Here is a 12,609-nt window from a genome sequence, read left to right on the forward strand (position 1 = left end):
CGAGAGTGCAAAAGGACGCCGGGCAAGGCAAGCGAATTTCGTGTGAGACTTTTTCCGCGGCCATCCTTCGAGACGCCCGCTTTGAGCGGGCTCCTCAGGATGAGGGCGGAGTGCGCGGCAACAGCTTCGACAGCCGCGATGGCTGCTTAGCCTCATCCTGAGGAGACCGCGAAGCGGTCGTCTCGAAGGACGAGGCGCGCGCTCCGACGCTTGGGCGAGCGTAGCCCGCTTACGCCGTCTCGACCTCCTCCGGCACGGGCCCCGCCACGAGCCCGTCGAGACCGACCATCAGCAGATCCGCAATGTGCATCAACTGGTACAACGGAATGTCCGCCTCGCCCTGCTCGGCCAGCGCCACGAAGGCTGGCGTGACGCTGAGGCGCTCGGCGAGCTGGGCTTGCGTGTAGCCGCGGGTCTCGCGTGCGGCTTTGACGCGTGCGCCGATGCCGAGGCGATGCCGGGCCTGCTCGTCCGCGGTCATCATGGCGGCATGCTCGTCCACGCTGGCAAAGCCGTCCGCGAACGCAGCTCCGATCAGCCTTTCCTTGCGCCAGGCAACGCGGCAGGCCTTGCGCAGGCCGCTCGTGAAAACAAGCGTGAACTCGTCGGCGACCCATGCCGAGCTGTTGAGCTGAAGGCGCGCGCCGCTGCCGGAAACATCGCGGATCGTGCAGGGCACGCTGACGATGCTGCCGCTGCCGTTGTCGAATTCGACGATGCCGGTGCGCAGCGTGTGATGCCTGGCGGCGGCGCGATGATCGCTCATGACAGCTCCCGAATGCCCGCGGCGGCGTCGCATGGCGCATCCGACGCAGCCGCAATCGGGGCGAGACTATCGCAGAATTTTTTCCGCAGCTCCCAAGCTTGCTGCAGTCTGGTCGCGACCGGACGCCATGGTAAAGGAATTCCTCCCGGGCGGCGCCTTGTGCGTTCCTGTCTGCCGATCACTCCCGCGCGCGGCGCAGAGCCTGCTGCAGCTTCATCCGCTGCTTGTCCCAACGGGACTGCTCGGCCTCCGCGCGTTCCTCGAGCGCGGCGCGCTCGGCTTCGATCTTCTCCGCCTTCGCCTCGTGCTCCCGCCTCGCTTTGTCCAGCGCCACCTCGGCGGCGGCGACTGACTTGTCCCGGTGCGCGCGCGCCTTGGCGCGGGCCGCCTCCTCCCTGCGACGCTCGGCCTCGCGCCGCCGCTCCTCCTTCTCGAACGCGGCGGCGGCCTTGCGCGCGGCTCGATCGTCGATCTTGCGCGACGGCTTCTTCGCCGTCTTGGCCGGACGCTGCTTCGATGCCGGCTTGCCCTTGGCCTTACGTTTCGGCTTGGCGTCGTCATCGGCGAGATCAGTCGGCAGCGCGGCGCTCTCCGTGAACGGGCCATTCGAGCCGACCGGACGCCTGAGCACGACGCCCGGCTTTGCCATGGTCGCCGCGACGATGCCGGGGTCGTCAGTCTCCGTCGCTGCGCCCTGATGGAACAGATTGGAGCTGGCGCCCCAGGCCTCGAGCGCCGCCTTCATCGAGGGCGCGGCGATCGCCTGGTCGAAGAAACCGAGCGAGGTCTGGTAGGTCTTCAGTTTCCTTGGCATGTCGTCCCGTCAGCGAGCGCCGATCGTCGCCCGAACTACGAACTTCCCAACAACGCGTCATACCCTTTCTCGCTGAACGCCAGCAGACAAAATCCGTGCCCGAACGGGTCCCCCAGCATCGCGATCCGTCCATAGGGCGCATCGATCGCCGGCACTTCCAGGATCGCGCCGGCGCGCACCGCGCGTTCGACGGCAGCATCGACATCGTCGACGACGACGTCGATATGCACCGGCGTCCAATGCCGCTCGTAGCGGCGGAGGTCGCCGCCCGCACCGACCGTTCCGATCCGCTTGGTCAGGAGATAGACAGACGCGGGCCAGCCGAGCAGCTCGACGAAGTCAGCGCCGAAGCGGCGGCCGACCGTGAGGCCGAAGGCTTCGGTGTAGAAGCTGGTGGCTTTCGCAACGTCGGGGACGTCGATGTTGAGAAGGAAGGTCATGGCGGGCTCGTCACACGCTACGAGCGGAGGCTACGCATCGAGCGCCTGGACGTCGAGAGGGCTTTCACCGTGGCATCATGCGCCTGATTTGCCCGACGGCGCAAAGAGACTTCGGCATCGCCGAATCAAAATAAAATCTCTTGCAATTCCAATGGGATGCCTACTGTGCATGGGGTTGTTTTCGCGAAATTTGGTTTGGCCGGCCCCTCATCTGCTCTTCAGGCTCAGGATATAGGCCGAAAGCGCATCCGCCTGCTCCGGCGAGATCACCAGATTCGGCATGTTCCGGTGGCTGGTGCGCCAGAACACCTTGAGCGACAGCGCGGTGGTGCCGCTGCGGTCGGCGATGGCCTGGAAGCTCGGGGCCTCGTCGAAGAAGTCGGTGATGCTCCGCTCGACCGCGTGACACGACTGGCACCACGCCTGCGCCAGGCGCTGTCCTTCGGCAGTGCGCGAGGCAGGCCTCGGCGCCCCCGCGGCGGTGTGGACGACGCTGAAGAGAAACACCGCCGACAGGATGATCAGGATGACGATGCCGATGGAGATTCGAACACTGTGCGACATCGCCAGACCTCACCGCGATTGACTCATCGCGCCAGCCTAGATTTGCAGCGCAAGGCCAGGTTGATCTGCGTCAAGCATGGCAGCCTGGGCTGGCTCTACGTGATCTTCGTCGCACTGTTTCGGTGACATCGCACCGGCAGACGATGGCGGCGCGATGTGCCGGCAGCTTTCCCTTGCTTTCCTGTTCTCGGCCCCTACGGTCGCGCCACGAACGAGGCGCCGAGACGAGATAAGGGTGAGACGAGACCTGCCATGACCGACACGATGAAATGCCCCGCCTGCAACTCCGCGCACGCCTATCAGGACCGCGATCTCTGGGTCTGTCCGGAATGCGGCCATGAATGGAGCGGGGCGGCGGAGACGGCCGCGGATGCGTCGCAGGACGCCGGCGTGCGCGATGCCAACGGCAATGTGCTCGCCGACGGCGACAGCGTCATCGTGATCAAGGATCTCAAGATCAAGGGCTCGTCCTCGGTCGTGAAGGGCGGCACCAAGGTGCGCAACATCCGCCTGCAGGACGCCAGCGACGGACACGACATCGCCTGCAAGATCGACGGCATCGGCGCAATGAACCTGAAGTCTGAGTTCGTGCGGAAGGCGTAGCCCGCGCTAGCTTTGCCGCTGCGCGAGGTAGAACCCGCACAGCACGGTCACGAGGCCCGCGGTCTGCAACAGCGTCGGCGGCTCGCCGAGCAGCAGCCAGCCGGTGAGCAGCGTCAGCGCCGGCACGCAGGCCGGAAACACCGCGGCGCGGGCCACGCCGAGGCGTTGGACCGAGACGGCGTAGAGATACAGCGCGGCGGGGCCCGCGAGCACGCCCTGCGCCAGCGCCTGGATGGCGTTCTCGGTAAGGCCGATCGCCGCGACATGGGCAAGGCCGACGGTCGCGATGTAGACCGGCAGCAGCAGCAGCGACAGCACGTTGATGACCAGCGCAGCCGAGACGGCGGAGACGCGCCAGTGCCGCAGCGATGCGCCGAAGCCGGCGAACATCAATCCGGTGAGCACGAAGATCAGATCGCCCAGCACGCCGTCGGCACCGATATGGCCGATCGATTCCGCGCCGATCACACCGAGGCCGCCGACGATGACGATCGCGCCGGCAAGGCGCGAGACGGAGATATGCTCCTTCAGCAGCAGTGCTGCGAGCAGCAGGCCGCCGAGCGTTGCGCAAGAGGGCTGGATCACGCTGCCATGGCCGAGCGGCACGAACAGGAAGCCGGTGTAGGAGATCAGCGACATCACGGGGCCGCCGAGCACCATCAGCACGAGGCCCCTACTCCAGCCGATGCCACAGAGATCACTGAGGCCGGCGCGCAGCACCAGCGGCAGGAACGCGATTCCCGACCAGACATAGCGATGCACCAGCAGATCGACCGGCGTGAAGCCGACCTTGAGCCCATGCCGCGTGCCGGCAAAGCCGAGCGCCCAGAACAGCGCTGCGGCAAGGCCGCAAGTTACGCCGAGCAGGGCCGGCACTGCATCGTCGTTCCGAGAAAGAGCGCCAGCGCCGCTCGTCCGCTGATCCATGGATCAAGCGTTATGCCGGCGCGCCGGCCGGCTCAACCCTCGCGGCTGCAGGGCTGGCACGCGACGAAATAGAAATACAAGGCTTCTGCAGTCCGGCTGCGCGCGCGGAGAGCTTGGAAAGATCCCGGGCTGCGAGTCTCAAATCGGGTATCGGTGTCAATCACTGCGCCGGGACATTGAGCACGATCCTGCACCCGCGATCCGCGAGCGGCGCCGATGTGGAAGACGTCGGGCGAGGCAGTGGGTCCCGCTCTCCGCGGAACCCACCTGCCGTCACGCGACGTCAGATCAGCGGGTAGCGCCCGTGGTGACGTCGGCGGTCTTCACCTTGCGCGGGCTGAGGACCTTCGCCTGGTGGACCGAGGCGACCGTGGTCGGCGCAGCAGTCTGCTCGACATGCGCGGCGCCGAGCACGCGAACCTGCAAGGGCGAGACTGCAAATCCGTTGGCCTCGTAAGTCGGCAATTCGGCGGCGAAAGCCGCGGTGCTGCCCGCGATCGTCAGGATGGCGGCGGCGATCGACAGAGTTTTCTTGTTCATTGGTAGTGCTCCTGAGTGGAAGAGTCGGAGCATATTTAGGCGCGATTTGCTGCGTTGCGACATGCTTTGTTGCATTGCAACAGCGCGCGCGATGCATGGCGATATGTTTAATGCGTACAAGGCGTTGGCCGAATCGTGATCTGCGGCGACATGACGGTCTTATGGACAGTGCTCAGCCGCCGAGCACGTTGCCCCAGCCATCGAAGAGATAGGTCTTCCAAGCCACGGTTCCATCGCCACTGGGGCGGCTGGCCCGCCTGTAGTCGTCCGCCTGATCGGCGGTCCAGGTGATGATCGTGTCCGTGAGGCGATCGTGCAGGATAGCGGGTTCGGTAGGGTCGAAGGCGTCCATGGGACGAAGCGAGGGATGCGTCATGGGCCACCAAACGCCCCAGCCGCAACAAAGTTGCGCGCAACGCACAAGCAAAAACTCACTTGGGAGCAAACGGGAACCTTCGTGGCAGCTGTGCAACACCTCCTCGAAAAGCCCATTTTCGCCGATTTACGCCATTGCGCCGCCACACCATGCTCCGAACAATCGAGGCGCTGCGTGCCTTTCCATGCAAGACTGTTTCGTCAGACTGTTTGCATCATCACTGTCCGGCAAGTCGGGTTCGGGCAGAACCGTTTGGAGGCAGGGATCATGAACGATCGGCGGTCTCTTCTGGTGGCGGTCGCGTGCCCTTCGGCCGTGCTCGCCGGCTGGCTGGCACTTTCCCTCTCCGCCTATGCTCCTGCCCTGATCGAGAACAGCAGCGCCAATGCGGCTGCCGTCTCGCGCGCGAAGGATCTCAGCCGGCTCGACGTCGCCGACGTGCCGCGCGCTGCCATGATCGAGGACGGCATCGCCTTGACTGCCGAGATCGCCGCGGCCGTCGCAGCGGCACCGGCCCCGATGATCACTGAGACCGCACCTGAGACGCGCGCCCCCGCCGTCAGGCTCGCTGCGGCCGATCCGACGCTGATGCTGCCGACCGAGGCACCGCCCGCGCCGCAGATGTCGCCTGAACCGGAGCCCGTCGTCAGCGAGGCTACGCCGGCCGCGACGCAGGAGCCGGTCAAACTGGCATCCGCCGATCCCACCGAAATCGTGACGACGGACGCGCTGTCCTCCGCCGCGATCGCGAGCGGCCCGGTCACGGCTGCGAGCAAGGCATCACCTCCAGCCGATACCGTCGCCGTGCTCGACGAATGCTTCGTCATGGATGCCTGCATCGATCGCTATCTCTGGGAGCTCTATCAGCGCACCGCAAAGGAAGACTCGCTCAAGGTCCAGGAGCGCCGCGCCGTCACCGTCAAGCGCAAGGGCAAGACAGTCACGGTGATGCGCAGCTTCACGAAGCTGGTCGATCAGGATTTCGGCTGGAAGGATCCGAAGGCGGCCGAGCGCGCTGGCATGTCGATGATGGATTATGTCATCGGCGGCATGGACAAGAGCTTCAAGCGAAAGCTGTTTCGCACGCTGCTCGCCGCGGAAGCCGCCGGCCTCTCACCCGGCATCACCAGCGCGTTCCGCGACGACTATCGCCAGTCGATCGCGAGCGGCCTGAAGGCCGCCTCCGACCGTTCCTATCATGGCGGCAGCACGCGCGGCGGCTACGGCCACGGCATGGCGGCCGACATCGTCAGCACCCAGGGCAGCAACCGCGCGCAGCGCTGGGTCTCGACCGAAATCCTGTGGAAGTGGGTCGACGCCAACGGCAAGACGTACGGCATCGGCCGGCCCTATCTCGGCCGTGATCCGCCGCATGTCGGCCCCGTCGACGGCCAGGAGTACATGTCGCGCCGTGGCACGGGCGACGGGAAGCAGATCGCCAGCGCGAAGTCCAGGAAGGTGGTGCGCGCCGCGGCCCATGCGAAACCGCCGAAGGCCCAGGCCGTGCACGAGCAGAAGGGTGCCGCGAAGCCGCAGAAATCGGCGCAATCGACCGGCAAGCGCGCGACCTGAGACTTACGGCGCGCGGCCCGGCGTTGGCAGCGGCACGAGCCGCATCTCCGCCGTGCCGGCCTCCTGCGTACGCACCAGCACCGCAAAAACCGTGTCGACCGCAAGCCGCACCGCGGCCTCGATCGCTTGGCCCCTGGCCAGACGGGCCGCGATCAGACCGGTGAGGAGATCGCCGGTGCCGTAGGGTCGGATCGGCAGGCGCGGCGTCGCGAAGCGCGACAACCGGCCGTCGGCGCACAGGATCGTCTCCACCTGTCCCGCCGCCGTGTCGTTGAGCGTACAGCCGGTTGCCACGACGTCGATCTGGCCGGTTGCAGCCAGTGCCGCACACGCGGCCCGCAAGCCCTGCGCATCCGCAATCGTGAGGCCCGAGAGCAGCTCAAGTTCGAACTGGTTCGGCGTCGTCAGGTTTGCTGCCGGCAGCAGCCGGTGGCGGACCACGTCCAAAATGCCGTCGGCGACATAGACGCGGCCGTCATCGCCAATCACGGGATCGCAGAGATAGACGAGCTTCGCATTCCGCGTGAGCGCCCGCTCGACGAAATCGGCGATCACGGCGGCATTGCCGGGCGAGCCGAGATAGCCGGTCACCAGCACGGCGGCCTCGTCGACGAGCCCGCGCTCTTCCACACCCTTCAGGAGATCGGCGACGAGCTCGGTCTCCAGCACCCGCCCGCGCAGGCTCGGGTAGCGCGGATGGTTGGACAGCAGCGTCGTCGGCACCGCCGCAACGTTCACGCCCTCCGCCTGCATGGCATAGGCGGCCGCGCTGTTGCCGACATGGCCGTGGACTACCTGGCTTTGAATCGAGATGACGAGCATGAAGGAGGTCCGTAGGGTCTATTGTCGAGCGACACAAGCACGCATCGTAGCTCGTATGGCGCGCAGCGTAATCCGAGAATCGCGCGGCGGCGTCATGCCGCGTTTCCGCCAACGTCGCAGGCCCGTCACTCACATGTGATACCTGCTGCCGGCCAAAGCCGAGCGCCGCATGCTAAACATACCGTGCGGTATCTTTCTTTCGCACTAGGCCGACCATGACCTCCGCCTTCAATGCCTACGCAGCGCTCGCCCTCGCCATCGTTTTCGAGGTCACCGCATCGGCCTTCCTGCAGCAATCCGCGCAGTTCACCCGGCCGTGGCCGACACTGGCCATGGTGCTGTTCTATGTCGCCTCCTTCTACGCGCTGTCGGTCGCGATCCGCGTCATCCCCTTGAGCATCGCCTATGCGATCTGGGGCGGGGTCGGCATCATCCTGACCGCCACCGTGTCCTTCGTGCTGTTCCGCCAGATGCTGGACGCTGCGGCCTTCGTCGGCATCGCGCTGATCGTGTCAGGGGTCGTGATCATCAACCTGTTCTCGCAGACCACGGCGCATTGATGCCGGAAAACCGCTACACCCGCGCCAAGCAGCCCGAGCAGGTCCGGCGCGCCCTGCTCGACCACGCCGCGGCAATCGCCATGGACCATGGCGTCGCCGGTGTCACGGTGCAGGCGGTCGCAGCGGCGGCCGGCGTCACCAAGGGCGGGCTATTTCACCATTTTGGCAGCAAGCAGGCGCTGATCGAGGGCCTGTTTGCCGACCTCCTCGCTCGCGTCGATGCCGAGATTGACGCCGCAGTCGGATCCGATCCGAAGCCACGCGGCAGCTTCACGCGGGCCTATGTGAATGCGGTGTTCACCGGCAAGGCGTTCGGATTCGCGACCCCGTGGGCGGCATTGAGCATGGTCGTCGTCACCGATCCGCCGCTGCGCCGGCTCTGGAACGACTGGATCAAGGCGCGCCTGAAGCGTCATCGCACGACCGACGGCGCACCCGATCTGCACATCGTGCGCCTGGCCGCCGACGGCGCCTGGCTCTCCTATGTCACGACGGGACAAACGCGCATGAGCGCCGAGCTTCGCGCCGTGCACGCAAGGCTGCTTGCACAGACCTATCGACGCGGACAGTGGGGCCCGGCAGCCTAGCGGCCCTGCTCCGGCCTGGGCAGACGCGGTCGAAATAGCGATCTCAAATGTCGTCCGCTCGCCCAGCCCGCGGTCAGGCCGCCGACAGCTGATCGAACTCGGGCGGTGCGTAGGCCTTGCCGTCCTGATCGGTGATAACGACCCGCCACCCCTCGCTGGCCCACACTTTCGCCTTCGCCACGATGAGCAGCCGGCTCTCGCGGGCGAAACTGTACTTTTCGTTGTCGCGTTCTGCGATCATCTTGTAGGCCAATTCGCGTCCCCTTGCGTCGCCCTGCACCCAGCCTCCTCGTGGCAGCGGGCTTTGGCGGCAATTCGCCGGGAGCGTGGCAATTTGGTGCCATCCGCACAGCATGGCGGTGGCGGGCGGCAAAGCGTGCCCCGCAGGAATCCGATTCCATCCCTCGCAGGCTTGCCCGCCTGCGACGGCACGGGGCCGTCTTGATGTCGTCCTCGATCAGCCGCCGGGCGGTTCGTCCCGTCACATCAGCAATGAAACCGATCGTCCCACGCCCGAACTCCGCTAGTGCACGCGGATGATGTGGGGGCGGCCCAGATCGATCAGCCCCTGCACCGCCGAGAGGCGATCGTCGAGGGCTGCGATGGTGAGCAGCAGATTGTTGCGGCGCTCGTCGAGCATGCCCATCTCGGCGCCGGTGAGCTTCATGCTCGTCCGTTCCTTTTGAATCCCTTCGAGGGACTCGCGCAATCCGGCAATCAGGCCGGTCAGCTGTTTGGCCTCTTTCGTCATCGAACGCTTCGCGACATTCTGGCGGCGCGAGTCCGCCTGGCTCTGTCTCATGTCATCCTCCCGTGCCCCGCTGCCCCGAGTGGATACTTACAGCTTTGGATAGACATGTTACGATCGATGAAATCTGCCCGCGAAAAACCGACTTAAATTGTCGCGACCTCGACCTGGCGAAGAAAAGCCCGGCGCGGTGGCCGGGCTTTCCTTGGCGACGCTAGTGCTTCTGATGGCCACCGCCGGGGCCGCCGGCCGGTGCACCGCCGCCACGAGGGGCGGCATTGATGTGGGCAGCACCGCCGCCGCCGCCATGCGGCATTGCAGGTGCCGCCGCGCGCGGCGCCGGCATCTGCGCACGGGCATTCATCGGCGAACCGTGGCTGACACTCGGCTGGGCGACGCGGGGCGTCGCAGGCCGAGCCGCAGGCGTGGCCGAGACGCGCGGTGCCTCATGCCCACGCGTCATCGGCTGCGTGCGCACGGCGGTGCGGCCTGCAGCATGGTCGTGCATCATGCGCCCCTGCGCCTCACGTGGACCGCGGGTCTGCACGGCAGTGCGCTCGTTCACGATACGCTCGCTGCGTCCGGCGCGAGTCCGGTCGACCGTCACCGCAGCATCGCGCTTGGAGATGGCAGCATCCGGCCGCGCCGTCGCGGCATCACGTCCGGAGATCGCCGCCCCGGCCTTGCCGCGCACGCCGCTGCGTTCGAGCGCTATCGCCGCGTCGCGCGTTGCCGCGCGACCGATGCGAGCCGCGCGCGGATCGATCGTCATCCGCGTCGCGACGCTCCGATGCGAGCTCCAGTAATTATTCCAATAAGCGTGGCGGCGATACCAGGGACGTCCGCCATAGTGGCTCGACCAGTACGACGTCAGCACGAAGGGGACGACAGGAACGTCGATCACATCGACATAGTCGGGGAGATAGACGTAATGGTTGCGATAGAGATATTCGAGATATTGCGACGACACCCAGCCGCGATCGTCTGAGAAGCTGACGTCGCACCAGGCATTGCCGCGCAGGCAGCCATGGATGTTGACGCGGGCGCCGCCGGGGATGCGATCGACCAGCGGAAAGCCCGTGCCCGGCCCGGCCCTCAAGCCGGTCGAGACGGTGACGATGCCCGGCGCGGCCAGTGCGGCTGTTGGCGCGAGCAGCAATGCGGCAAGTAAAACACTCTTGAATTTCATGGCGTGTTCCTCCTCTTTTGAATCGGAACGCGCAAGCGGAACGGGCGTTCCGTTTCCGTAGGTCTCATCCGTCGAAAGACGAAGCACAGGCTCCGCGCGGTTCAATATTCATCCGCCGTTCATCGGCCCGGCGCCGGCAATGGTGCTGCCGGATCTCAGCTCACCTGCAGCATGAACCCGTCGAAATACGATGCAAGCCCGGCAAAATCATCGAGCGGCAGCACGGTCGCAACATACTGGTCGGGCCGCACCACGATCATGCAGCCGGCTGTCCGATCGATGCCCCGCATTGCGAAAACGTCGTGGCCGCTCTTGAGGTCAGGACAGAACATTTTCTCGTAGTCGCGCAAACCATAGCGCCCCTTGCGCGGGAGCAGCAATGGCGGCATTGCCTCGATGGCGAGTTCGCGATGGCCCTGCTGGAATATCGCGCGCAGATCGATCACGCTGTCGATGTCGGCGCCGCCAGGCGTATATCGCCGGACCGGCGACTTCGGGGACTCCGCGAGGAAATTGCACAGCGCGCGAATGGCCGAGCCTGCGGCGGCAGGATCTTCGGCGGGCGAGAACGCGTAGATGCGGAAGCGGCCGTCGGCGTGCGCGGCGTGACCGAGATGGACCGGCTTTGCATCGGCAAGCCGGATCACCGGGGCGGAATGGAAGCGCTTGCCGATCACGAAGCCTTGCGCGAGGTGCTGATGCGACCCGGCGCCGGTGAGAAGCGACGGCTTGTAATGCGTGGCCGTGCCGGCGGTGTAGCGGCCGTGCCTGACGAAATAGTCCTGCGTCCTGGCGGCATCGGCGCCGCCGGCCTTGGCGGCGGAGGCGAGAATTCCTGCCCACTCGCGGTCGAAGTCGATCAGCTCCTTGGCAACCGCCTGGCGCTCCTCCGAATAGGAATGCATCAGGTGTGGCGCGCACTGCTTCCGCATGACGGCGGCGAGCTTCCAGCCGAGATTGAAGGCATCCTGCATCGAGACGTTCATGCCCTGCCCCGCCTTCGGACTGTGGGTATGGCAGGCATCGCCGGCGATGAAGATGCGCGGTAGACGCGTCTCGATCGCGGCCTCCGGCACGTCGTCGAACTTGTCGGTCAGGCGCTGGCCGATCTCGTAGACCGACCACCAGGCGATCTCCTTCACCTCGAGCGTATGCGGCTTCAGGATTCGCTGCGCCTTGGCGATCACGTCATCGGCCGTGATATTGCGGTTGGCGACGCGTTCACCGGCCTCGAGCTTGGCGAGCTCGACATAGATGCGGACCATGTAGCCGCCTTCCCGCGGGATGATCAGCAGGCTGCCATCCTTCGCCGACTGGACGAGCGACTTGAAGCGGATGTCCGGAAAATCGGTCACGGCCAGCACGTCCATCACGCCCCAGGCGTGGTTGGCGGAATCGCCGTGCAGCTCGCGGCCGATCGACCTGCGCACGGTGCTGCGGGCGCCATCGCAGCCGACGACATAGCGCGCTCTGATCGTCTCGATCTCTCCTTCATGCGCGGTATCGATCCGCTCGAGCCGCACGGTCACGGCATGATCGTCGACAGCCGCGAACTGGTCGACCTCGAGGTTGATGAGGCGGCGGCTGTAAAAGGGCTCCAGCTTGGCCGGCGATTTGCGCATGACGTCGAGAAAGCCGTCATGGATGCGTGCCTGGTTGAGGATGACGTGCGGAAATTCAGATAGCCCGTCCTCGACGTCCTGCACACGGCCGCTGCGGATGACGGTCTCGGGCGAACGTTCGTCCGGCTTCCAGAACGTCGTTTCGTTGACCCAATAGGCCTCCTTCAGCACGCGCTCGCTGAAGCCGTAGGCGTGAAACATTTCCATGGTGCGGCAAGCGATGCCGTCGGCCTGCCCGACCAGCAGCCGATCGGGCTTCTGCTCGATGATGCAGGTCTTGATATCGGGGAACTGCGCAAGCTGGGCGGCGAGTGTGAGGCCCGCAGGGCCACAGCCGACGATGAGGACATCGACTTCGTCGGGCACGGCGCCCGTGGCGCCCGAGGCCTGAACGCGCTCGGCGGGATCGGCGAATTCAGGATCGCCCGGCTGAAATCCATTCAGATGGAATTGCATGAGCTCTCCCGTCAAACATTCTT

General features: G+C 65.8%; 16 protein-coding genes. 4 read left to right on the forward strand and 12 right to left on the reverse strand.

Annotated features, from left to right (window positions below; translation table 11 throughout):
- Window positions 1-229 precede the first annotated feature (229 nt).
- The 4 genes from RX330_RS21265 to RX330_RS21280 all read right to left on the reverse strand — a co-directional run bounded on the left by RX330_RS21265 (window position 230) and on the right by RX330_RS21280 (window position 2,584).
- Complete coding sequence (locus RX330_RS21265; RefSeq protein ID WP_317239696.1) at window positions 230-766, reverse strand: helix-turn-helix domain-containing protein; 537 nt, start codon at window positions 764-766, stop codon at window positions 230-232.
- A 178-nt stretch (window positions 767-944) separates the two neighbouring features.
- Complete coding sequence (locus RX330_RS21270; RefSeq protein ID WP_317239697.1) at window positions 945-1,580, reverse strand: cell envelope biogenesis protein TolA; 636 nt, start codon at window positions 1,578-1,580, stop codon at window positions 945-947.
- Window positions 1,581-1,615: 35 nt separating this feature from the next.
- Window positions 1,616-2,020, reverse strand: coding sequence for a VOC family protein (locus RX330_RS21275; RefSeq protein WP_317239698.1), 405 nt, complete (start codon window positions 2,018-2,020; stop codon window positions 1,616-1,618).
- Window positions 2,021-2,227: 207 nt separating this feature from the next.
- Window positions 2,228-2,584 (reverse strand): c-type cytochrome, encoded by a 357-nt coding sequence (locus RX330_RS21280; protein ID WP_317239699.1) that lies wholly within the window; start codon window positions 2,582-2,584, stop codon window positions 2,228-2,230.
- Between the two features lie 252 nt (window positions 2,585-2,836).
- Between RX330_RS21280 and RX330_RS21285 the strand changes: the two genes are divergently transcribed.
- Complete coding sequence (locus RX330_RS21285; protein WP_317239700.1) at window positions 2,837-3,187, forward strand: zinc ribbon domain-containing protein YjdM; 351 nt, start codon at window positions 2,837-2,839, stop codon at window positions 3,185-3,187.
- Window positions 3,188-3,193: 6 nt separating this feature from the next.
- Here the strand turns inward: RX330_RS21285 and RX330_RS21290 are convergent, their stop codons facing one another.
- From RX330_RS21290 to RX330_RS21300, 3 genes are all read right to left on the reverse strand, one after another.
- Entirely contained in the window at window positions 3,194-4,114 is a 921-nt protein-coding gene (locus RX330_RS21290; RefSeq protein ID WP_317239701.1) for a DMT family transporter, read from the reverse strand.
- Window positions 4,115-4,402: 288 nt separating this feature from the next.
- Complete coding sequence (locus tag RX330_RS21295; RefSeq protein ID WP_212085816.1) at window positions 4,403-4,654, reverse strand: hypothetical protein; 252 nt, start codon at window positions 4,652-4,654, stop codon at window positions 4,403-4,405.
- Between the two features lie 172 nt (window positions 4,655-4,826).
- A complete protein-coding gene (locus RX330_RS21300) occupies window positions 4,827-5,006 on the reverse strand; it encodes a hypothetical protein (RefSeq protein WP_317239702.1) in 180 nt (59 codons plus the stop codon).
- 291 nt (window positions 5,007-5,297) lie between these two features.
- On the opposite strand from RX330_RS21300, the gene RX330_RS21305 reads away from it, so the two are divergent.
- On the forward strand, window positions 5,298-6,602 hold the full coding sequence (locus RX330_RS21305; RefSeq protein WP_317239703.1) for a hypothetical protein: 1,305 nt from the start codon (window positions 5,298-5,300) through the stop codon (window positions 6,600-6,602).
- Window positions 6,603-6,605: 3 nt separating this feature from the next.
- Here the strand turns inward: RX330_RS21305 and pdxY are convergent, their stop codons facing one another.
- Window positions 6,606-7,424: a pyridoxal kinase gene (gene pdxY / locus RX330_RS21310; RefSeq protein ID WP_317239704.1), complete on the reverse strand. Its 819-nt coding sequence runs from the start codon at window positions 7,422-7,424 to the stop codon at window positions 6,606-6,608.
- Between the two features lie 215 nt (window positions 7,425-7,639).
- Between pdxY and RX330_RS21315 the strand changes: the two genes are divergently transcribed.
- Entirely contained in the window at window positions 7,640-7,984 is a 345-nt protein-coding gene (locus tag RX330_RS21315; protein WP_212085831.1) for a DMT family transporter, read from the forward strand.
- Window positions 7,984-8,571, forward strand: a complete 588-nt coding sequence (locus RX330_RS21320) for a TetR family transcriptional regulator (protein WP_317239705.1) — start codon at window positions 7,984-7,986, stop codon at window positions 8,569-8,571. Before RX330_RS21315 ends, RX330_RS21320 begins: the two co-directional genes overlap by 1 nt.
- 73 nt (window positions 8,572-8,644) lie before the next feature.
- Here RX330_RS21320 and RX330_RS21325 read toward each other — a convergent pair whose 3' ends face one another.
- The 4 genes from RX330_RS21325 to RX330_RS21340 all read right to left on the reverse strand — a co-directional run bounded on the left by RX330_RS21325 (window position 8,645) and on the right by RX330_RS21340 (window position 12,586).
- Complete coding sequence (locus RX330_RS21325) at window positions 8,645-8,851, reverse strand: hypothetical protein (protein ID WP_128920735.1); 207 nt, start codon at window positions 8,849-8,851, stop codon at window positions 8,645-8,647.
- Window positions 8,852-9,094: 243 nt separating this feature from the next.
- Window positions 9,095-9,373 carry a hypothetical protein gene (locus RX330_RS21330; protein WP_212085841.1) on the reverse strand — a complete coding sequence of 93 codons (279 nt, stop codon included), beginning with the start codon at window positions 9,371-9,373 and terminating at the stop codon, window positions 9,095-9,097.
- 160 nt (window positions 9,374-9,533) lie between these two features.
- Entirely contained in the window at window positions 9,534-10,508 is a 975-nt protein-coding gene (locus RX330_RS21335) for an SH3 domain-containing protein (RefSeq protein WP_317239706.1), read from the reverse strand.
- A gap of 155 nt (window positions 10,509-10,663) precedes the next feature.
- Window positions 10,664-12,586, reverse strand: coding sequence for an FAD-binding monooxygenase (locus RX330_RS21340; RefSeq protein ID WP_317239707.1), 1,923 nt, complete (start codon window positions 12,584-12,586; stop codon window positions 10,664-10,666).
- Between the last annotated feature and the right edge of the window lie 23 nt (window positions 12,587-12,609).

This window comes from Bradyrhizobium sp. NDS-1 (genome assembly GCF_032918005.1).
In the GTDB taxonomy this organism is placed as follows: domain Bacteria; phylum Pseudomonadota; class Alphaproteobacteria; order Rhizobiales; family Xanthobacteraceae; genus Bradyrhizobium; species Bradyrhizobium tunisiense.